This is a genomic window from Bifidobacterium sp. KRGSERBCFTRI (genome assembly GCF_025908335.1).
Map to the genome: position 1 here is coordinate 370,256 of NZ_CP109653.1, position 21,238 is coordinate 391,493.

Here is a 21,238-nt window from a genome sequence, read left to right on the forward strand (position 1 = left end):
ATGGAATGAGGGGCTACGAACGGAGGTCGACATGGCATTCGTCAAGGACATGCTGCGAATGTGGGCGCATTCGTGGAAAAGATTCATTTCCATCGCCATGATCACGTTGCTCGGTGTGGCCGTGCTCACCGGCATTTACGCGGGCTGCCGTGACGCGTTCCGCAGCACCGATCGCTTTTTCGACGCGCAGGGCCTGCACGACGTCCAGGTGCTGTCCACTGCGGGCCTGTCGAACGGCGATATCGCCGCGTTGCGCAAGGTGAACGGTGTTGCGAAAGTGCAGGCGGAACGGTCGCAGGAAGTGACGTTCGATTTGGACGGCCGCAAGTCGGCGACCATGCAGGAAATCGGCACGAACGGCATTGACCAGCCATACTTGCAGGAAGGGCGCATGCCGAAGAAAGCCGGCGAAATCGCGGTAACCAGGAAATTTATTCGCGATTCGGGCAAGCGTATCGGCAGCCGCCTCACCGTAACCCCCGAATCGGCTTCCTCCGATACTTCCGATACGAACGATACGAACGGTGCGGACGGCACGAATGAAACGAACGGCACGGACGAGGCGCCGAGCTTCCCGACCAAGCTCACCATCGTGGGCGTGGTGCTCGATCCGCAGAACCTGAGCAACCCGGACGGCTACTCCGCCATGACCTCGTTCCGTTCCACCGCCACCACCGACTACACGTTCTTCGCGCCGTCCGATGGCGTGACCGGCACCCTCTACACGTCCGCCACGCTGCTCGTCAAGGGTGCGGCCGCCGAAAGCACGTTCGACGAATCGTACGAAAACACCGTCAAGCAGGTGACCGACCGCATCGACGGCACCGTGAAAACCGACCGCCAGAAGGCCCGTCGGCAGGAACTGCTCGACGCGGGCAACAAGAAGATCGCCGACGCGCGTGCGGAAGCCGACAAGAAGTTCGCGGACGCGCAGTCGCAAATCGACGCGAATCGGCAGCAATTCAACCAGCAGGTCGACCAGATTGTCAGCATGCAGGCGGGCGCGGCAGCTGCGGGAGCTGCGGCAAACGGCGCGAACGCAGGTGCGGCGGCGGCCGCAGGTGCAACTACCCCCCAACTTGACGAAACCACGCGTGAAACAATGCGTGAAACCATCATCGCCGCTAGTCCCGAACTGACGCAAGCCAAGCAGCAGCTCGACCAGGCGCAATCGCAATTGAACGAGCAGAAGGCAAGTACCGAACATACGCTGAAAACCAAGGAAAACGAGCTGAAAACCAGCATTCCGCAAGTGCGCTGGTATGTGCAGGACCGGCAGTCGCTCGGCGGGTTCAGCGCGCTCAAATCCGACCTCGACTCCATCCAGTCGCTCGGCAACGCGTTCCCGATTGTGTTCCTGCTGGTGGCCGTGATGATGAGCCTGACCGCCATGGCGCGCATGGTCGAAGAGGACCGCTCGCTCATCGGCACGTACGTGGGGCTCGGCTACGGGCGGCTGGCGGTCGCGTTGCGCTACCTGCTGTTCGCGTTGCTCGCCTGCCTCATCGGCGGCGGCCTCGGCCTGATCGCCGGCTTCCTTGGCATTCCTGCGTTCCTGCTGGTCGTATTGCAAGGCATGTATGTGATGCCCGGTCTGCGATTGGAATACGACTGGCTGTACGGCTCGCTCGGCATCGCGCTGTTCGTGGTCGGCGTGCTCGCCGCCACCATCTACGCGTGCGTGCAGGAAATGAGGCAGACGCCCGCCTCGCTGCTGCGTCCGAAAGCGCCGCGCGCCGGCTCGCGCATTCTGCTGGAACGGATTCGGCCGGTCTGGAATCGCATGGGCTTCCTCGGCAAAGTGACCGCGCGCAACATCTTCCGCTTCAAGTCGCGCCTCATCATGACGGTCGGCGGTGTGGCCGGCTGCACCGCGCTGATCGTCTGCGGCCTGGCCATCAACGACACCGTCGCAGACCTCGGCATCAAGCAATACCGCGACATCTACCAGTACGACCTGATGGTGGTTTCCGACGATTCGGGCGCGTCGGCGATGCGCACGAAAGTCGCGTCAGACGGGCGCGTCACGTCATCGCTTGACGTGCGCATAGAGTCGGGCGATTTGACGGTTGCGGGCAGTGGCGACGGTGACAGCGGCAAGGCCGGCAGCAGCGGCAGCGAAAGCATCCAGCTGGTCGCGGTGCCGGAAAAGCATCTGTCCGATTTGGGCGAAATGGTCACGTTGCAGCCGGTCTCGTCCGGCATACTGGGCACGTCCGGCGTCGGCAAAACCGGTTCGCTGAAACTCGATGACGATGGCGTGATCGTCGCGCAATCGGCGGCAAGCGCGCTGGGCGTCAAGGCCGGTTCCAAGGTGCGACTGACCAACGGTGACGGCGTGCAGGCGACGGCGAAGGTGAGCGCGGTGAATCGCAACCTCATCGGCTCGGATGTGTATGTAAGCGAAACCTACTACGCCAAGCTTTTCGACTCGAAAGACGCGAAGAACACCAAGAATTCCAAGAGTTCCGAGGATTCCGAGGCTCTGACGTGGAACGCCATGCTCGCCAAGCTTTCCGGCTCCGACACTTCGCAAACCGACTATGCGGAATCGCTCGAAGAGGACAGTTCGGTGATGAAGGCCGTAAGTTGCGCGCATATGGCCGACAGCTTCAAATTCGACCTCATGGGCGCGGTGGTGGCGCTGATCGTGGCGCTCGCCGGCGGTCTGGCGCTTGTGGTGCTGTTCACGCTCGCCAACACGAACGTGTCAGAACGCGTGCGCGAGATGGCCACGCTCAAGGTGCTTGGCTTCTTCGACCGCGAAGTGCACCATTACGTGAACCGTGAGATGATGATCCTCACCGTCATGGGCGTGATACTGGGTCTGCCGCTCGGCCGGCTCGTCGGCGGCATGCTGACGATGGCGCTCAACATGCCCTCGTTGTATTTCGAGGTGGAGGTCAAGCCGCTGAGCTACGTGATCGCGGCCGTGGCGACCATGGCCTTCGCGCTGCTCGTGCAGCTGTTCGTCAACCCCGTCCTCGACCGCATCGACCCCATCAGCTCCCTCAAGTCCGTGGAGTAGCGCTCCTCCGAAGCCCTCTCAGTTCTTCGGGTAGCGGTAGTTGTGGGGGAGTTGGGTGGTGAGCTGCGGGTTCAGGCCGAGTTCCTTGAGTTGGCGGTCGATTTCGAGGCGCGCACGTTCCACAAGTTCGGCGCGACGGCTGTCCAAACCGTTCAGCCCCTCCTGCTTTTCCAGCGATTCCAACGTCTCCGCCATACGCTTGAGCCGGTCCTGATGGTGCAGCAGCGCGCGTACCTGCGCATGTTCGCGTACGATCGTCCGCCAATCGGATGGCGTGTGCGCGATCTCCCGAACCGCGGTGACCGGATGTACGTCGGCCACCTGATATGTGATCGAGCCGAGCAGCGGCATCAGGAACACCGTGATCGCGCCGGCTGCGACCAGTGTCGACGCGGTGTCGCTTTGCATGGTGCCGACCTTCACCGCCAGCGACGTGACGGCGACGATGATCGGCAGCGCGGTCGTGCAATACAGGGCTACGGTGACGCGGTGATGCGATGACAGCGGATTCTTGCGTTTGTCGAGCGATAGCGCAAGATATACGGGCACCGCGCGAATCAGCATGAGCATGACGATGAACGCGACGAGCAGTGCGGGCCGTCCTGCCACGGCGCGCACGTTGATCGCGGCGCCTGACACCACGAAGAACACAGGAATAAGGAAGCCGTAGCCGACGCCTTCCAGTTTCATTTCCAGCGACTTGCTGCCGTCGGGGATGATGTAACGCAGGATGAAGCCTGCGGCGAACGCGCCGAGCACCGCGTCAAGTTCGAACAGTGCGGAAATGGTGACAAGGAAGATGAGCAGGAATGTGGTCAGTCGCATGAGCGTTTGCGATGACGTGTTCGCGTTTTCCGTAAGGAAACGGTACAGGCGATGGCCGGTTTTCAGTGCTTTCGTAGGTAGCATCGCGCACAGTAGGCAGATGGCGAGGAACGCGCCGAGCACGAGCATGGTCTGCCAGCCGGTTCGGGTGGATAGCAGGATGGCCATGGCGAGGATTGGGCCGAGTTCGCCCCACGTTCCGTACGAGATGATGGCGTCGCCGATGGGGGTGCCTTCGAGGTTGCGTTCCTTGAGAATCGGCATGAGCGTGCCGAGAGCGGTGGTGGTAAGTGCGATTACCGTGGCGATGCCGTTGATGCCTTGCTTGGTGAAGAACGGAAGGAATGTCACGACCAGCCAGGCGAGGCCTAGCGTGATTCCCCATGTAAGCAGTCCGACTTTGCCTTGATGTCCGGCGAGTCGTTTGGGGTCGATTTCGTAGCCGGCGAGCAGGAACAGGAACGCCATGCCGAGCTCGTTCAAGAGTTTCACGGCGTCGTTCACTTCGATTATGCCTAGTCCGTACGGGCCGAGCGTGGCTCCGGCGGCGAGCAGCAGTACGGTTTGTGGAATGAATCTTCCCGGAATCAGCTGCGCCACAATCGGGCTGACGGCCGCCACCGCCATGATGATAGTCAGGGAAACAAGCTCTTGCGTCATACCGTCGAGCCTAGTGAGCCATTGTGACCGGAGGTTGAAGAATGTGATTTCCGCTATCTGTGGCAGGTTTCTTCGGGGAAACCGACCTAGGGGGCATGATTCCTACCCCCCCTAGGTCTGGATTTGCTCAAGGGACCTGCCACACATAACGCAAATCGTTTTCTTGTGAAGGGCGAATCTGCCACATATAGCACGTTTCACGACATTAAGGGGGTCGGTCGCGTTTGCGAGGCGGCCAACCCCCGGTTCTCGTCCGCCGCGCGCACCGCCCGCCCGCCAAATGCTATCTAGCTTATAGATGACGGGTGGTTCGCCCCATTTGCCAGTTCGGGGGTATAAATCATACCCCCGAACCGCCTATTCTCGTCTAGCGCCCGCCATCTATAAGCGAAATACCTTTCCGCAAAGCCCCAAATCCGCCATCTATAAGCCAGATAGACCCATCAGTTTGACCATGGATAGACTCGGTTAGAGATGCTCTTGGCAAAAATGCCAATTTCGGCCTCCTGCAAGGGTTTTGCTGGGGCTAACCCGCGATTTGCATAAAACCTAACCCACGATTTGCGTAAGTCCTAACCCATGATTTGCGTAAAACGTGGTTCGCTCAGAGCTGTGGCCGGAGACCGTCCAAGTTCGACCGACATTATCGGAATCGTCAGGGAAGAAGGCACGCGGGCGGAGTGCAATATAATGTTCCCTATGGCTGGCAGTTCAAGGGGGCAAGACTGATGGCAGTTTTTCCGCATGGGAGCGCGCGGCGGGTCGAGAAGCGACGGTCCGCAGCAAATTAAGGACTTACGCGCCGACGATTTTTATGGCGATTCGCACGATGGCAACGACGGCTCGCGCGGTCCGCACGACACCACGCGCAACACCTGCACCTACACCCTCCCGACTTTCGCGGAGGCGACCGACGCGTCCGAAGCGATGCGCGAGCGTCGCGCGGATCGCAACAAGTCCATTGCCATGCGCGTGCTTGCGGCGGTGCTGATTCTTACCGCGCTCGGCATTGGCATGTTTCCGAGAGTGTTGCAATACCGTTCGGCGCGCGAGCTGGCGAGCACGTCGGCGCGTTCCGAAAAGCGCGTGGCGGGCTGGCCATACCCGCAGGCCGATGAGGCGTTCGCCGCGGCCAGGGAGTACAACAAGCGACTTGCCAAGTCGGGGCAGCCGGTGATTGGCGAGGCGAAGGATCCGCTCGCCGAACTGTATGACGATCCGCAGAATGCAGCCAACAACGCCAGCGCCGACGGCTCAGACAACTCCAGCGACTCCGCCAGCGCCAAAGACACGGAATATCAAAGCCTGCTCGACTCCGGCGATGGCGTGATGGGGGCCATCCGTATTCCGAAGATTTCCGTGAACCTGCCGGTTTACCACGGCACGTCCGAGCTGACGCTTGCGTCCGGCGCGGGTCACCTGTACGGCAGTAGCCTGCCGGTGGGCTCGACTCCGAAACCGCCATCAGCATCATCGGACAGCAGGCCCGCCGCATCGACGAGGTGCAGCGCGAAAACGAAGACCTCCGCGCCAAACTCGACGAGCTGACCGCCTAGCCCGCTCATTCTTCATCATGCCGGCTTCTGTTCCTCCCAACAGAGCCGGCAAGCGTCATCTGTCAGACAAAAGCGGGCGCATTGGGCGGTTCCCGCGGTAGGGTGTGACCATTATGACTTTAGGGAATACGAATACCGGGAAGGCCGGCACAAACACGCAAGCTGCCGACGCGTCTGACGCAACGCAGAACGCGCAAAGCACACAATCGCATATCAAATCCGTCGAAAGCCTCGACAAAGACAACGACATGGAACGCGGCCTGAAAAATCGCCATGTCCAATTCATCGCCATCGGCGGAACCATCGGCACTGGCCTGTTCCTCGGCTCCGGCAAATCGATTGCGCTGACCGGACCAAGCATCATCTTCGTGTACATCGGCGTGGGCCTCATCATGTTCCTGCTCATGCGCGCCATCGGCGAAATGATGTACAGCGACCCAAGCCAGCACACCTTCATCAACTTCATCACCCGCTACCTCGGCCGCGCGTGGGGCAAATTCGCCGGCTGGACGTACTGGATTGTGCTCATCCTGACCGGCATGACCGAAATCACGGCCGTCAGCACCTATTTCGTCACGTTCTTCGGCACGTTCGGCATTGACCTCAACGCGTGGAAATGGCTTATCGAACTGTGCTTCCTTGTGGCGCTCACCGGCATCAATCTCATTGCCGTGAAAGTGTTCGGCGAGGCGGAATTCTGGTTCTCCATGATCAAAATCACGCTGATTGTGGGTCTGATTGTCACCGCCGTGGTGATGCTGTTCCTCGGTTTCAGCTACCCGGCCACGCATATCGAAGGCGTGGACGGCACGGTTTCCGGTGCCACTGTGAGCCTTACGAACATTGCCGACGGCTTCCAGCTCGCGCCGAACGGCTGGATGAACTTCTTCATGAGCTTCCAGATGGTGTTCTTCGCCTACCAGCTCATCGAATTCGTGGGTGTGACCGTGTCCGAAACCCAGAACCCGCGCAAAGTGCTGCCGAAAGCCGTCAACGAGCTGATCATGCGCATCCTCATCTTCTACGTGGGCGCGCTCGTGGCCATCATGGCGATCGTGCCGTGGCGCAACTTCCACCAGAACGCGGACGGCTCGTTCGGCTCCCCGTTCATCATGGTGTTTAAGTACGCGGGCCTCGACTGGGCTGCCGCGCTCGTGTTCTTCGTGGTGATCACCGCAGCCGCGTCAGCGCTTAACTCGCTGATCTACTCGGCTGGACGCCATCTGTACCAGCTCGCGCAGGATTCCGAATCGCCCGCCATGCAGCGTCTCGGCGAAGTGTCGGACCGCAAGGTTCCGGCGAAGGCGATTATCGTGTCCGGCTGCATGATCCTGTTCTCCCCGCTGATCAACGCGATTCCGGGCGTTTCCGGCGCGTTCGTGCTGTTCGCCTCGGCCGCCAGCGCCGTCGTGATCTTCATTTACATTCTGACGATGCTTGCTCACCGCCGCTACCGTCAAAGCGCCGACTTTCTGCCGGACGGCTTCGTGATGCCGGCCTGGCAGGTGTGCGATTGGATTGCGGTCGCGTTCTACGTGGTCGTGTATGTCACGTTGTTCCTGTCTTCCGACACGCTCGGTTCCGCAGTCGCCGGCCTGGTCTGGTTTGTCGTGTTCGGTGGCTACTGCCTGCTGCACGAGCGGTTCCAGAACCGCGACCTGAAGGCGGCTCTAGGGAAGTAGACGTATTGCCTGTCGCTGCGGTATGCGTGGCATGCGCGTGTTGCGCTACGTGCCGCGCATCTGACGAAAGAGGGTCGGTGGAAACCTTGCGAAAATGTGCGTCTCCACCGACCCTCGTCGTGTAATCGCAATAAAACAGTGCGAAACGTTAGTGCACGAATCGTACGAAACCGACGCGAATCAGCCGATGTAGTCGGCCTCGTTCGTTGGGCTGGACGGCACGGCATGATCTTCCGTAACCTTGCCCAAGCCAGACAAATACGCTTCACGACCAGCTTCGATCGCCTTCTTGAACGCGCGTGCCATCAGCGGAATATTGCCGGCGGAAGCGATGGCCGTGTATGCCATCACCGCGTCCGCGCCCATTTCCATGGCTTCCGCAGCCTGGCTCGGACGGCCAATACCAGCGTCGATAATCACCGGAACATTGGAATTCTTGATAATCACTTCAATGAAATCGCGTGCACGCAGACCCTTATTCGAGCCGATCATCGCGCCAAGCGGCATCACGCAAGCCGCACCTGCGTCTTCAAGACGCTTCGCCGCAATCGGATCGGGGAACATGTACGGCATGACCACGAAGCCTTCTTTTGCCAGCTGTTTCGTGGCTTTGATGGTTTCCTCATTGTCGGGCAGCAGATACTTCGCCTCATGCTCGATCTCCACCTTCACGAAGTCCGTCTGGCACACTTCGCGCGCGAGACGGGCAATACGCACCGCTTCCTCTGCATTGCGTGCGCCGGACGTGTTCGGCAGCATGGTGATGCCCTTCGGAATGTAGTCGAGCAGGTTGTTTTCGGTGGTGCGGCAGCGGCGCAGCGCCATGGTGACGATCTGCGTGCCCGCGTTCTCGATGGTCGCCTTGATGAGGTTCAGGTCGTAACGGCCGGAACCGAGGATGAAACGGCTCGTGAACTTGTGCCCGCCGAGGATCAGCGGGTCGGCGTCGCCGGTGGCGATCTCGTCGTACGCATGAGCGTCCGGCTCCGGCAGGATCGCCGTGTTCGTGGTGGTGCCGACCAGCTCGTCGAGCGTGGCGTTCGGTGCGGCCGCGACGTCGGCGGCTGCGGTGGTGATGGTGTTTTCGGTGCTCATCGTCGGTTCCTTTCGTTGGGGTGTTTGTTGTTGTTGCGATTGCTGTGCTGCTGTTGTGTTGCCGTTGCGTCGCTGTTGTGTTGTGTGCAACGTGCGTTTGTAATCGCAATAAAAATTTCGATTACGGCAGTGGAGTAACGTAGCAGTGCGTCAGGCGTCTTCCTCGCCGAGGATCAGTCGCGTGATCATGTTCGCTTCGTGGCAGGCGACCACGCCCACGCGCGGCGCCATCAGGCCGGCACCCGGTACCGGAGCCGTCTCGCCATCGCCACAGAAGTAGAAGTTCTTCGAAACGCGACGCGTGCTCACCAGGTTGGAGCTGCGGAAGCCGGCCATGCCGGACGCGCTGACGAGCTTCTTGCCCGGCAGATTCTCCAGCACCGCGTTGACGAGCATCGTCTTGTTTTCCGGCACGTCGAACGCCTCGCAGATGATGTCCTCGTTTTCGAACAGCGTCGGCACGTTCTCGTCGGTCACCTTGACGGTGTCGATGGTGATGTCCGTGAACGGGTTGATTTGGCGCAGATTGCTGCGCAGCGCCTCCGTCTTGTACTGGCCGAGGTCCTTCAGGAAATACTGCTGGCGATTCAGGTTCGTCATATCCACGCGGTCGAAGTCGATCAAGTGCAGGTGGCCGACGCCGATGCGGGTCAGCGCCACCGCGATGGTGGAGCCGAGGCCGCCGCAGCCGCAGATGGCCACGTGCGCCGCGTCGAGCTTGTCCTGTGTGGCGGCCGTGTGACGGTCGAGCAGGGCTGCGCGGATCTCCTCGCGGCTGACCAAGGTGGCCGGGTCGGGCTGGTTGTCGAAAGCGTGCTGGCGGGCGTCGATCTGCGCCTGCGATGCGGATGGTTCAAAAGTCATGGTTGTTCTCGTATTCTCGTTTCCGTTCGTATGGTTTGTTTCGCTGCTGTGCTCAGCCGCCCTGCACGAACGTGACGATTTCCAACGTGTCGGTGCCCTTGAGCTGCGTCTGCGCACGCTGGGCGCGCGGCACGATCTCGCCGTTGAGCTCCACGGCCACGCGGTCGGCGCGCAGACCGCGCTGCTCCACTAGTTCGGCCACGGTGATCGGCGTGGCGACGTCCTCTTCCTTGCCGTTGATGATCATTTCGGTTCCCTTCTGTATGTCAGGCCCCACGAGTGCCGTTCCCGCCGAAACGGACGTTCAGAACTGCTTTGTGGGCTTCCGAGCGTCTGCTTCCGGTGAATCGGACATTCACGGTTGGTACGAAAAAAGGGTCGCCGAAGGAACCGTACCCTATGAGGTGGTGCGCCCCTCCGTGACCCTAATCACGCGATATTCGGTTATCGCGAACGGAAGATGAGATACGCCTTGCGGCGCGAACAACCCGTCTCCTTACGGCGGCATTACCCGCATCAAGTCCTCGGTCGAAGCTGTATGAGCTCCCTCTCAGCCTTTCGGCTCCCGTTCGGTTGTGCCTTTATCTTCGCGCAGGCGCCCGACAAGCTTGCGCCGGTTCACGTTGGGTTAGTCTTGATGTGAACATGTGCGAATCGGCTGCGTGCTTGCAAGGAAGGGGAAGATGATGATGAACGGTGAGTTGGCAGGATTTACGATTCCTCGGCTCGGCATGGGAACGATGGCTTTGGCGATTGAGGGGCGTCCGGATCGCGATACTGCGATTCGTACGATTCATGCCGGTTTGGACGCGGGTGTTCGCTATTTGGATACGGCTTGGTCGTATTATCTGCCGAGCGAGCCTGGCACTGGCACTGCGAAAGATTTGGGGTACGGCGAAAAGTTGGTGCGTGATGCGCTCGCTTCGTGGAATGGCCCCCGAGATGAAGTGCTGGTCGCCACGAAAACTGGCTATCGACGCACCATGGAGATCCCCGCTTTTGTTGCTCCTGTGTCCGATTCGCCAGAATCGGACACTCAGGGGCGGGATTCCGAGGGCTGCAGTCGTCGGCCTGGCGGGGAACGCCAGCATTTGCAGGCGGCGGGCAGTCAATACGGGTGGATGGCGGATTCGCGCCCCGAAACCATGATTCGTGACGCCAAGGAATCCGCGCTGCACTTGGGCGTCGATACGCTCGACCTGTTGTATTCGCACGGACCGGACCCGGAAGTGGCTTATGAGGACCAGGTCGGCGCGCTGAAGCAGCTGCTTAACGAGGGCGTGATCCGGTACGCGGGCATTTCCCGCGTGGACAACGCGCAGATCGACATCGCCCGCGAGATTCTCGGCGACAAGCTGATCGCCGTGCAGAACCAGTTCTCGCCCTCGCACCCCGACCCTGAGCATACGATGGAGCACTGCGCGGAACTTGGACTCGCGTTCGTGTGCTGGAGCCCCCTCGGCGGCTTCCTCGACGCGTTCGACCAGCGCGCGTACGACCCGTTCCGCACGGTCGCCGGCAACCACGGCTGCTCCTACCAGCGCGTGGTGCTCGCCTGGGAACTGAGCCGCTACGAGCGGTTGTTCACCATCCCCAGCGCCCGCAATCCGCAGGAAATCAACGATTCCTTCGCCGCCACCGAACTGACGCTCACGCAGGATGAGCTGGCGATGCTGAACGCCTCCGTCGACGCCCGTCGCGGCTGAATTCCGCGCAATACGTACGATTGGCCGCGCCCGATTCCGCACAATAATCGCGATTCGGGCCGCGGCCTTTTTCGTGCCTTCTGTAGCTTGCTCGCTGCAAAATCGCCCTGGGAATAACTTACACTGTAAAATGTTTACACTGTAAGATATTATGACGGCGATTGCGACGGAAGGAGGTGCCGCGTGGGCTTTGAAGAGGAACTGTTCCACGAATTGGCGACCAACACATGGGACAAACGCTCGCGCATGCAGCAGGAGATGGTGAAAGGCGCGAAGGGCGAACCCTTCGCCGTGCAGGAACTCTATAGGAAAGGCCCGCTGACGCCATCGCAGCTCGCCTCTTCAATGAAAACCACCACCGGACGCGTGTCTGCACTGTTGTCCGCACTGGAGAAAAAAGGCCAGATCACGCGCGAATCCGACCCTGACGATCGCCGTGTGGTGCACGTGAACCTTACCGAAGCCGGCAGGGAGCGCGCCGAACGTCAGCGCGAAAGCATGCGCGAGGCGATCTGCTGGATCTTCTCGCAAATGGGGGAGCGACGCGCGCGCGAATTCGTTGAGCTCACCGAGGAATTCACCACGTACATGTCGCTGTGCATGCCCGGCAAACCGCGCCCCACGGCGGACGAGGTCAAAGCCGCGTTCTCAGGAAACGCACAGGAAGACGCGTAGTATCTTACGCTGTAAATAATTCACAGTGTAAGTAATCGCAATCCAGTAATCGCAAAAACCGCGAAAAATCGCAAAAACTAATCGTAAGAAAACAAGCAAAACACAAAACAAGAGAAGGAACCAAGCATGCTTCGCATCGTACGATACCTCTCCAAAGCGGAGATCGGTCAGATGCTCGTCGCGCTGGTCAGCATCGTCGGTCAGATCTGGCTTGACCTGACCCTGCCGGACTACATGGCCGACATCACGCAGCTCGTCGAAACCCCCGGCAGCGAAATGCACGACATCTGGGTGGCCGGCGGCAAAATGCTGCTCGTCTCGCTCGGATCGGCGGCCTGCGCCGTCGTCACCGGCTTCATCGCCGCGCGCGTGGGCGCCTCGTTCAGCCAGCGCCTGCGTTCGCTTGAATTCAACAAGGTGGAAAGCTTCGGACCGGCGGAAATGAACCGTTTCTCCACCGCGTCGCTCATCACCCGCTCCACGAACGACATCACGCAGATCCAGATGTTCATCACCATGGGCCTCATGATGATCGTCAAAGCGCCGATCATGGCCGTGTGGGCCGTGTGCAAGATCGCAGGAAAGGGCTTCGATTGGACGCTCGCAACCGGCATCGCCGTGGCCATCCTGCTGGTGGTCATCGCCGTGCTCATGCACTTCGTCATGCCGAAGTTCAAGGCCATGCAGCGCCTGACCGACAACATCAACCTCGTGGCGCGCGAGAACCTCACCGGCCTGCGCGTGGTGCGCGCGTACAACGCCGAGGACTATCAGGAAGCCAAGTTCACCGAAGCCAACAAGGAACTCACCGAAACCCAGCTGTTCACCAACCGTGCCATGGCCATCATGATGCCGTTGATGAACACCATCATGAACGGCCTGATGCTCGCCGTCTACTGGATCGGCGCGTACCTCATCGACGCTGCCGAAGCCGTCGACAAGCTCACCACCTTCTCCAACATGGTGGTGTTCTCCAGCTACTCCATCCAGGTCATCATGAGCTTCCTGCTGCTGAGCATGGTGTTCGTGCTCTGGCCGCGCGCCGACGTGTCCGCGCAGCGCGTGCTCGAAGTCATCGACACCGAGCCGATGGTCACCGACGGCACGCAGGACGCGGGCAAGCCGGGCGAGGAAGGCGAAATCGAATTCCGCAATGTGAGCTTCGCCTACCCCGACTCGCGTCACGCCATGCTCGAAGGCGTCAATTTCAAGGCGAAGAAGGGTCAGACGGTGGCGTTCATCGGCTCGACCGGCTCCGGCAAATCGTCCCTCATCAACCTCGTGCCGCGTTTCTACGACGCCACGCAAGGCGAGGTGCTCGTCGACGGCGTCAACGTGCGCGACTACAAGCTGAAGGCGTTGCGCGACAAGATCGGCTACGTGCCGCAGCAGTCGTTCCTGTTCAAGGGAACGATCGCCAGCAACGTCGCGTACGGAGATACGGACCGCGACGACGACACCGTGCGCCGCGCATGCGACGTCGCGCAGGCGACGGAATTCATCGACAAAAAGCAGAAGAAGTACGATTCCGGCATTTCGCAGGGCGGTTCCAACGTTTCGGGCGGGCAGAAGCAGCGTCTGTCGATCGCACGCGCCGTCTACCGTCATCCGGAAATCCTGATCTTCGACGATTCCTTCTCCGCGCTCGACTTCAAAACCGACCGTGCCGTACGTGACGCGCTCGAAAAGGAAGCGAAGGATTCCACGAAACTCATCGTCGCGCAGCGCATCGGCACCATCATGAATGCCGACCGCATCATCGTGCTCGACGACGGCAAAGTGGTCGGCCAGGGCACGCACGAGGAACTGCTCGACACGTGCGAAGTGTATCGGCAGATCGCCGAATCGCAGTTGAGCGAAGACGAACTGAAGCGCTGAAAGGGGGAGACATGCCAAGAGGAATGGGACGCGGCCGTGGGGCCGTGGAAAAGCCGAAGGACTTCGGCGGAGTGATGAAGAAGCTCGTGAAATTCTGCAGCCGGTACATTCCGGTGATGATTCTCGCGCTGGTTCTGGGCGCTGCCGGCACGGTGTGCCAGATCATCGGCCCGGACAAGCTCAAGGACATGACCAACGAGATCACGAAGGGTCTGCCGGCCATGGTGCACGGCAAGCCCGTCATGAATTCGATCGATATGGACGCGGTGTCGCGCATCGCATGGCTGCTCGTCGCGCTGTACGTCGGGTACGCGCTGCTGAGCTACCTGCAAAGCTGGCTGATGGCCAACGTCACGCAACGCACGGCACAGCAGCTGCGTGAGGCGATCAGCCAGAAAATCAATCGCCTGCCGCTGAAATATTTCGACAAAGTCAGCTACGGCGACGTGCTGAGCCGCATCACCAACGACGTCGACGCGATCGGACAGACGCTCGGCCAGTCGGTCGGCTCGCTGATCACTTCGATCACGCTGTTCTTCGGCGCGCTCATCATGATGTTCTACAACAACGTGACCATGACGCTGTGCGCCATCGGCTCCGCGCTGCTCGGCCTGATCATCATGGGCGTGATCATGAAGGTGTCGCAGAAGTACTTCACCCGCCAGCAGGTGGCGCTCGGCGACGTCAACGGCCACGTCGAGGAAATGTACACCGGCCACACCGTGGTCAAGGCGTTCTGCGGCGAGGAACGCTCCATCGAGCAGTTCGAGAAGTACAACAACGACCTGTACGTGTCCGGCTGGAAAAGCCAGTTCCTGTCCGGCCTGATGATGCCGATTATGAACTTCGTCGGCAACTTCGGCTACGTGGTGGTGTGCGTGGTCGGCGCGGCGCTCGCCATGGACGGCAATATCGAATTCGGCGTGATCGTGGCGTTCATGATGTATATCCGCCTGTTCACGCAGCCGCTGTCCCAGTTCGCGCAGGCGTTCCAGAACCTGCAGCGCTGCGCGGCCGCATCCGAACGCGTCTTCGGCTTCCTTGAGGAGCCGGAACTGTCCGACGAAACCGGCAAGCAGGCGCTGCTCGGCGTCGGTGCGGACGGCAAGCCGCAGCCGGTGCGCGGCGACGTGGAATTCAGCCACGTGCGCTTCGGCTACGATGCGGACAAGACCATCATCAACGACTTCTCCGCGTCCGTGAAGGCCGGCCAGAAGGTGGCCATCGTCGGCCCGACCGGCGCCGGCAAGACCACGATGGTGAACCTGCTGATGCGCTTCTACGAGATTTCCGGTGGCACGATTTCGATCGACGGCATCGACACCAAGTCCGTGCCGCGTTGGAACGTGCACGACCAGTTCTCCATGGTGCTGCAGGACACGTGGGTGTTCCGTGGAACAGTGCGTGAAAACATCGCGTATTCGAAGAAGGACGTCACCGACGAGCAGATCGTGGCCGCATGCAAGGCCGTCGGCCTGCACCACTACATCATGTCGTTGCCGAACGGCTACGACACCGTGCTCGACGACAAGGCGTCGCTTTCCCAGGGCCAGCGCCAGCTGCTGACGATCGCCCGCGCGATGGTGGAGGACGCGCCGATCCTGATCCTCGACGAGGCCACCTCCTCGGTCGATACACGCACCGAGGAGCTGATCCAGAAGGCGATGGACGCGCTGACCGTGGGCCGCACGAGCTTCGTGATCGCGCACCGCCTGTCCACCATCCGCGACGCCGACATGATCCTGGTGATGAACGGCGGCGACATCGTGGAACGCGGCACGCACGAGGAACTGCTCGCCAAGGGCGGCTTCTACGCCGACATCTACAACAGCCAGTTCACGCTGGCCGAGTGAGGTTGGTGTGCTGACTCGCTAAAAAATCCGGAGGGACCACCCCTCCGGATTTTTGCGTTTTGGCTTCGGCATTTTTATTGTGTTGCGCTGACGGGACGGCGGATTTACCATTGAGGTGACTGACGTCAATCGATTGACGTATTTGAAAATCACAAAGAAAGTGGGCAGTCATGAAAAGCATCGAAATCGGCAAATCGGCAGTGGTCGCATCGCAGGCGGCGCTCGGCGTGATGCGCATGGACGCGCTGGATGCGGATGCTGCGGCAGAAGTCGTGCGTACGGCCGCCGAGCATGGAGTCAACTTCTTCGACACGGCGGACATCTACGGATTCAACGTCAACCGCGACCATGCCAGCTCGCGTGTGCTCGGCCGCGCGTGGAAGGACGCCGGGCTCAAGCGCGAGGACATCTTCCTGCAGACGAAGTTCGGTATCAACATCGACTTCAGCGACCCGAACAACGTGCACGCCACCCGCTACGACTTCTCCGCGAAGCACCTCATCACGCGACTCGACGAGGAACTGGAAGCGCTCGGCACTGACTACGTGGACTTCGCGCTCCTGCACAGGCCCGACACCCTGATGGAGGCCGAAGAAATCGTCGAAGCGTTCACCACCCTGCACAAGGCGGGCAAAGTGCGCCACTTCGGCGTGAGCAACGTGAACCCGTGGCAGGCGGAACTGCTGCAGTCCTGGCTCGGCGACGACCCGGCCATGAGGCTCGAGGCGAGCCAGCTGCAGTTCGGCCTGATGCACGCGCAGATGGTCAGCGACGAGCTGATGACCAACTCCGGCGCCGAAGGCATGGTCGTGGCCAACCATTCGGACGGCCTGCTGTCCTACTCGCGACTGCGCCACATGACCATCCAGGCGTGGAGCCCGTTCCAGTCCGGCACGGAATACGGCCCGTTCGTAGGCAACGAGCACTTCCCGGAGTTGAACAAGGCGCTGGACGAAAAGGCCGCCAAGTACGGTGTGAGCGCCAACGCCATCGCCACCGCATGGGTGCTCAGGCATCCGGCGAAGATCCAGATCGTGCTCGGCTCGATGAACCCCACCCGGCTGGGCGAAATGCTCGACGGCGCGGACATCGACCTCGACAAGCAGGATTGGTGGGACCTGTACGTGGCCGCCGGCAACCTCATTCCGTGAGTTTTGCTTGCGATTGGCCGGTTTGCGGTCTGCGATTGGCGGGCCGCCAACCGGCCAACCTGGCAATCAGTGACCGGTCGGCAATCAGAAGAAACGGCCGGGGAAACCGGCGCTGATGGTGGCGTGACGGTCGGCGTCCAACGTGGCGCAATCGAAAACAAAAACGCTGCGCAGTTCATTCGGGTCCGCAACGAACAGCGCCGTAGCCAACCCGTCCGCCACCGCAGTCGGATAGTCGCCAAATGACGCGGATTGCACTGCAACCCAGGCGGCTTCCGTTTGTTGCACGGGCAGGCCGTCGATGGCGTTGAGCAGGTGGTGAATCGCCAGATGCGTCTGTTCGTTCACCGCCACCTCCCAATGGCGACGGCTGGGCGCGCTCGCACAGAACGCGCCATCGCCGATCAGTGCGACGCCGACCGCGCAGGACGGATCATCCGGATCCTCAAGCGCCACACGGATCGGCTTGTTCGTGCGCGCCAGCAGATCGCCGCCCGCATCAATCACAAATTCCGGGGCAGCGCTTTCGCGTTTGCTGTCTGAGATGGAAGATTGGCATGTCGGGTTGGTCGTTTCGGCTGACTTGACATGCGATGTGCGCGAAAGTTCTGAATCGGTGAGCAATCCGCCCAGCGAATCCACCAGATAACCCTTGCCGCACGCGCCGAAATCCACATGAACCGGACTGCGTGTAACCAATGTCGTACCACTCGAACGAACCACATCACGACCCCATACGGCCCGTCCGTGCAGCGCGCCCAGGCGCTCGCCGGCGTCGGCTTCAACGGTGAAACTCAGCGCGGGATCGTAACCGAGACGGATCAGGTCCTCGCCCACGCACGGGTCGATCGCACCGCGCGTGGCGGCGTGCAGCGCGTCGTACAAATCGAATAGCGGGCCGGCCCAATCGGGAAAATCGAAATGCCCGCCATGCTTCGCATTGCCGATGTGCGCAACCAGCGAATCAGCGCGAAACCGCGAAAGCGCATGCTCGTATTCATCGATGAACCGTTCCATCTCGCCGCGCAATTCCGCAGTGATCGGGCGAGGCGTCGAAATCAGCAACCCCGTGCCGAGCGCCTTGGGGAAAGCGGCGGTGTACGGCATGCGATGCGCGAGCGGTGCGAGGGAATCCATACCCACGATGCTAGCGCGTGCCCGGCTTGGCGGAGTTCGTGCCTGGGCAACCTGATATGCGCTATATGTGGCATGAGGCATCGCCTTATTTTGATACCCCCGTAGCTTTGTATAGTTACGATTATACTAATCGTGATTATACAGACCGACGCTTTGGCATGGAGTTCGCTTCACGTTTTCGGGCGGACGGGGGTGTTGCGGAACGGCGGTGAGCGTCACAATGTGAGACGACACGCGGAAAACGGGAAAAATAAAAACGGCGGAATTCCAACGTTTTTCCATGCGCGATACAACAAGACCAATTAAAAATCAAGACTGTTATTCAAAAAAGTTTCGTTCTATCTTGGCTTCCGATGCGCGCTTCGTACGTCGGGTACGTCGGGGAAAGCGCGCCGAAAAGATTTGCGGAAGGAAGGTTCGACCCATGTCATCTCGCGTCGCGCAGCGCCATGCAGCCGGTTCCTACGATTCGTGCGATTCGCGCGTCTCGGCTTCCGGCCGTCTTGCCGCGCTCGTCGCCGCGCTGATGATCGCGCTCGCCACGCTGTTCGCCGGCACCGCGATGCCGCAGCAGGCGTCCGCCGCCGACGACAGCCAAACGAATTTCGATTCCTGGACCGCCGCTGCGCAGAACATCGCCAAGCAGCTCGCCACCGCCGAAAAAGACTACAACGACGGCGATTACGGCCAGGCCGGCACCGGCTTCCAGACCGCGCATTGGATCGGCTACGACGCCTCCAACTTCTCGAAGGCCGTCAACGACACCATTTCCGCCGACAAGCAGCAGGCGTTGCTCACACAGTTCACCGACTTGGAAGGCCTCGCCTACCAGCAGGGCCAGGGCGGCGCGATCGCCGGCAAAATCGATGCGCTGAACGCGGACCTCACCGCCACCGCGCAGACGCTCGATGGCAACGCGAACCTCGCCGACCCCAAAACCTACGCGAAGCAGCGCGCCGAACAGACCGCAGCCGAACGTAAGAAGCTCGACGCGGCCAAAAAGAACTCCTCCAAAGGCAAAGGCGACCGCACGTGGGGCGAAGTCGCCAGCGAAATGAACGTCATCCTCGACAAGGCATACAAGGCCGCCATCTCCGGCAAGGGCGCGGAAGGCTCCAGCCTCGTCAACGACGCGTACTACCAGTACTACGAAAAGCTCGGCTTCGAAAAGAACGTCATGAACGCCATCTCCGGCGACCGCGTCTCGCAGGTCGAATACCAGTTCAAAATGACCCGCAAAACCATGCGCGACGGCAGTTCAGACAAGGAAATCAAGAAGCTCGTCGACGACCTGAAAAGCTGGCTCGTCGAAGACGCGGCCACCCTCGACGGTGGCGCGGCCGGCAACGTCAACGCCTTCACCAAAGCCATCACCAGCTCCGCCGGACAGGCGTTCCTCATCCTGATCCGCGAGGGTCTCGAAGCGCTGCTGGTGGTGGCCGCCGTGGTGGCCTACCTCGTCAAATCCGGCAACCGGCGCTTCACCAAGTGGATCTACCTGGGCGTGCTCGCCGGTCTCGCCGGTTCCGGCCTGATCGCCGTGCTCTTCACGTTCCTGTTCGGCGGCTCCGGCCCGATTCAGGAAATCTCCGAAGGCGTGTGCGCGCTGATCGCCATGCTCATGCTGCTGTGGACCAGCAATTGGATGCTCAACAAAAGTTCCGTGGAAGCGTGGAACCGTTACATCCGCACCAAAACCGAGTCCGCCGTGGCCGACGCGCAAAACAAAGTCGCCGCCGGCGAAGGCGTGGGCCTGGGTATGGTCGTTTCGCTCGCCATGCTGAGCTTCCTAGCCGTGTTCCGTGAAGGCGCCGAAACCGTCATCTTCTACGAATCGATCTACTCGATGAGTCGCGACGCGCAAGGCATGTGGATCGGCGGCATCGCCGCGGGTGTGGTGCTGCTCGTCATCTTCCTCGTGCTGCGCTTCACCTCCGTAAAGATTCCGATTGGCCCGTTCTTCCTCGTTACGTCGATCCTGATGGCCGTGCTGGTCGTTATCTTCGCCGGCGGTGGCATCCACGCGCTCATCGAAGGTGACCTGATCGACGGCCACTACCTGTCCAGCGTGCCCACAAACGACTGGATCGGCCTGTATCCGTACGTCGAATGCCTTGCGGCACAAGCGATCGCGGCGATTGCCGTACTCGCGCTGTTCGCCGTCGGCTTCGCACGCAAACGCAAGTTGCGCACGCCTGACAATCGCAAGTAATACGCAAATTTTCCGAGATTTACCGATATTTTTTCCACATCCAACAACAAAGGAAAGAGAAATGAAGAACAAGAAGATCGCCGCTCTGCTCGGCATCCTGCTGGCCGGCTCCATGGCCTTCTCCCTGTCCGCATGCGGCAATTCCAGCGATTCCGCCGCTTCGGACAAGTCCAGCGCCTCCGCGTCGGCTTCGAAGGCCGACGACTCCAGCAAGGACGATTCCAGCGATTCCGCCGGTTTCGAAGAGATCCAGGTCGATGAGAAGCACTCCGACCAGGAATGCGGCCCGCTGACCGTCAACGCCGTCTACTTCCAGCCGATCGACATGGAACCGTCCGGCATGGGCCTCAAGGCCGCCGATGCGAGCTTCCACCTCGAAGCCGACATCCATGCCAACCAGAAGGGCACCGAACTCGGCTACGGCAAGGGCGATTTCGTGCCGGACCTGACCGTCAACTACGACATCATCGACAAGACCTCCAACGCGTCCGTCGCCTCCGGAACCTTCATGCAGATGAACGCCTCCGACGGCCCGCACTACGGCGCCAACGTCAAGCTCGACAAGGCCGGCGCGTACAAGCTCGTGCTGAAGATCGAATCCCCGGAGAAGAAGGGCTGGATGCTGCACGTCGATCCGGAGACGGGTGTGAAGGGACGCTTCTGGACGGAACCGATCGAGGTCACCTTCCCGGACTGGAACTATACGCCGCAGGAGTGGTGATCTCCTAGCGTAGCCCGTTCGCGGTTTCGGTATGCATTACCCGACACACTCAAGGCCGTTCGGTCAAGCTTACGGTCGGGCGATGCATACCGAAACCGCTCTCTCGCGTTTAGGGGGATGGATTCACCTCTGCGATTGTGGGGGGGGGGGGTCCGGGAAATCCTCGCATTTTAGGGGAGGGATGAGAGGGGTGGG

At 60.7% G+C, this 21,238-nt stretch carries 14 protein-coding genes, 1 pseudogene and 1 riboswitch; of the genes and pseudogenes, 10 read left to right on the forward strand and 5 right to left on the reverse strand.

Annotated features, from left to right (window positions below; all coding sequences use genetic code 11):
- Positions 1 to 31 precede the first annotated feature (31 nt).
- A complete protein-coding gene (locus tag OGI63_RS01505; RefSeq protein ID WP_041777203.1) occupies positions 32 to 3,028 on the forward strand; it encodes an ABC transporter permease in 2,997 nt (998 codons plus the stop codon).
- Between the two features lie 18 nt (positions 3,029 to 3,046).
- Here the strand turns inward: OGI63_RS01505 and OGI63_RS01510 are convergent, their stop codons facing one another.
- Positions 3,047 to 4,513 (reverse strand): cation:proton antiporter, encoded by a 1,467-nt coding sequence (locus tag OGI63_RS01510; protein ID WP_041777204.1) that lies wholly within the window; start codon positions 4,511 to 4,513, stop codon positions 3,047 to 3,049.
- 927 nt (positions 4,514 to 5,440) lie between these two features.
- Here OGI63_RS01510 and OGI63_RS01515 point away from each other — a divergent pair.
- Positions 5,441 to 5,959: pseudogene (locus OGI63_RS01515) on the forward strand (class C sortase); the annotation flags it as partial.
- Positions 5,960 to 6,182: 223 nt separating this feature from the next.
- Complete coding sequence (locus OGI63_RS01520; protein ID WP_041777205.1) at positions 6,183 to 7,751, forward strand: amino acid permease; 1,569 nt, start codon at positions 6,183 to 6,185, stop codon at positions 7,749 to 7,751.
- Positions 7,752 to 7,931: 180 nt separating this feature from the next.
- Here OGI63_RS01520 and OGI63_RS01525 read toward each other — a convergent pair whose 3' ends face one another.
- The 3 genes from OGI63_RS01525 to thiS form a co-directional block, all read right to left on the reverse strand.
- Complete coding sequence (locus OGI63_RS01525) at positions 7,932 to 8,846, reverse strand: thiazole synthase (protein WP_011742635.1); 915 nt, start codon at positions 8,844 to 8,846, stop codon at positions 7,932 to 7,934.
- Between the two features lie 150 nt (positions 8,847 to 8,996).
- Complete coding sequence (gene thiF / locus OGI63_RS01530) at positions 8,997 to 9,710, reverse strand: sulfur carrier protein ThiS adenylyltransferase ThiF (protein WP_003807371.1); 714 nt, start codon at positions 9,708 to 9,710, stop codon at positions 8,997 to 8,999.
- 52 nt (positions 9,711 to 9,762) lie between these two features.
- Positions 9,763 to 9,957, reverse strand: coding sequence for a sulfur carrier protein ThiS (gene thiS / locus OGI63_RS01535; RefSeq protein ID WP_003807372.1), 195 nt, complete (start codon positions 9,955 to 9,957; stop codon positions 9,763 to 9,765).
- Between the two features lie 228 nt (positions 9,958 to 10,185).
- A riboswitch (TPP riboswitch) is annotated at positions 10,186 to 10,289 on the reverse strand.
- A gap of 104 nt (positions 10,290 to 10,393) precedes the next feature.
- Between thiS and OGI63_RS01540 the strand changes: the two genes are divergently transcribed.
- The 5 genes from OGI63_RS01540 (at position 10,394) to OGI63_RS01560 (ending at position 16,973) form a co-directional block, all read left to right on the forward strand.
- Positions 10,394 to 11,416: an aldo/keto reductase gene (locus tag OGI63_RS01540; RefSeq protein ID WP_172458537.1), complete on the forward strand. Its 1,023-nt coding sequence runs from the start codon at positions 10,394 to 10,396 to the stop codon at positions 11,414 to 11,416.
- 183 nt (positions 11,417 to 11,599) lie between these two features.
- A complete protein-coding gene (locus OGI63_RS01545) occupies positions 11,600 to 12,091 on the forward strand; it encodes a MarR family winged helix-turn-helix transcriptional regulator (RefSeq protein ID WP_011742637.1) in 492 nt (163 codons plus the stop codon).
- 126 nt (positions 12,092 to 12,217) lie between these two features.
- Entirely contained in the window at positions 12,218 to 13,969 is a 1,752-nt protein-coding gene (locus OGI63_RS01550) for an ABC transporter ATP-binding protein (protein WP_085347218.1), read from the forward strand.
- An 11-nt stretch (positions 13,970 to 13,980) separates the two neighbouring features.
- On the forward strand, positions 13,981 to 15,822 hold the full coding sequence (locus OGI63_RS01555; RefSeq protein ID WP_011742639.1) for an ABC transporter ATP-binding protein: 1,842 nt from the start codon (positions 13,981 to 13,983) through the stop codon (positions 15,820 to 15,822).
- Positions 15,823 to 15,992: 170 nt separating this feature from the next.
- Positions 15,993 to 16,973, forward strand: a complete 981-nt coding sequence (locus OGI63_RS01560) for an aldo/keto reductase (protein WP_011742640.1) — start codon at positions 15,993 to 15,995, stop codon at positions 16,971 to 16,973.
- A gap of 84 nt (positions 16,974 to 17,057) precedes the next feature.
- Here the strand turns inward: OGI63_RS01560 and OGI63_RS01565 are convergent, their stop codons facing one another.
- Positions 17,058 to 18,110, reverse strand: a complete 1,053-nt coding sequence (locus OGI63_RS01565; RefSeq protein WP_041777206.1) for an FAD:protein FMN transferase — start codon at positions 18,108 to 18,110, stop codon at positions 17,058 to 17,060.
- 526 nt (positions 18,111 to 18,636) lie between these two features.
- Between OGI63_RS01565 and OGI63_RS01570 the strand changes: the two genes are divergently transcribed.
- Both OGI63_RS01570 and OGI63_RS01575 read left to right on the forward strand, forming a co-directional pair.
- On the forward strand, positions 18,637 to 20,322 hold the full coding sequence (locus OGI63_RS01570; protein ID WP_231837110.1) for an FTR1 family iron permease: 1,686 nt from the start codon (positions 18,637 to 18,639) through the stop codon (positions 20,320 to 20,322).
- A 61-nt stretch (positions 20,323 to 20,383) separates the two neighbouring features.
- Complete coding sequence (locus OGI63_RS01575) at positions 20,384 to 21,043, forward strand: iron transporter (protein WP_011742643.1); 660 nt, start codon at positions 20,384 to 20,386, stop codon at positions 21,041 to 21,043.
- Positions 21,044 to 21,238 lie beyond the last annotated feature (195 nt).

Excerpts from the sequence above, each read along its gene's own strand:
- thiF (WP_003807371.1), bottom strand. The coding sequence starts at position 9,710 with ATGACTTTTGAACCATCCGCATCGCAGGCGCAGATCGACGCCCGCCAG.
- OGI63_RS01510 (WP_041777204.1), bottom strand. The coding sequence starts at position 4,513 with ATGACGCAAGAGCTTGTTTCCCTGACTATCATCATGGCGGTGGCGGCC.
- OGI63_RS01540 (WP_172458537.1), top strand. The coding sequence starts at position 10,394 with ATGATGATGAACGGTGAGTTGGCAGGATTTACGATTCCTCGGCTCGGC.
- thiS (WP_003807372.1), bottom strand. The coding sequence starts at position 9,957 with ATGATCATCAACGGCAAGGAAGAGGACGTCGCCACGCCGATCACCGTG.
- OGI63_RS01555 (WP_011742639.1), top strand. The coding sequence starts at position 13,981 with ATGCCAAGAGGAATGGGACGCGGCCGTGGGGCCGTGGAAAAGCCGAAG.
- OGI63_RS01550 (WP_085347218.1), top strand. The coding sequence starts at position 12,218 with ATGCTTCGCATCGTACGATACCTCTCCAAAGCGGAGATCGGTCAGATG.
- OGI63_RS01560 (WP_011742640.1), top strand. The coding sequence starts at position 15,993 with ATGAAAAGCATCGAAATCGGCAAATCGGCAGTGGTCGCATCGCAGGCG.
- OGI63_RS01525 (WP_011742635.1), bottom strand. The coding sequence starts at position 8,846 with ATGAGCACCGAAAACACCATCACCACCGCAGCCGCCGACGTCGCGGCC.
- OGI63_RS01565 (WP_041777206.1), bottom strand. The coding sequence starts at position 18,110 with ATGGATTCCCTCGCACCGCTCGCGCATCGCATGCCGTACACCGCCGCT.
- OGI63_RS01570 (WP_231837110.1), top strand. The coding sequence starts at position 18,637 with ATGATCGCGCTCGCCACGCTGTTCGCCGGCACCGCGATGCCGCAGCAG.
- OGI63_RS01520 (WP_041777205.1), top strand. The coding sequence starts at position 6,183 with ATGACTTTAGGGAATACGAATACCGGGAAGGCCGGCACAAACACGCAA.
- OGI63_RS01575 (WP_011742643.1), top strand. The coding sequence starts at position 20,384 with ATGAAGAACAAGAAGATCGCCGCTCTGCTCGGCATCCTGCTGGCCGGC.
- OGI63_RS01505 (WP_041777203.1), top strand. The coding sequence starts at position 32 with ATGGCATTCGTCAAGGACATGCTGCGAATGTGGGCGCATTCGTGGAAA.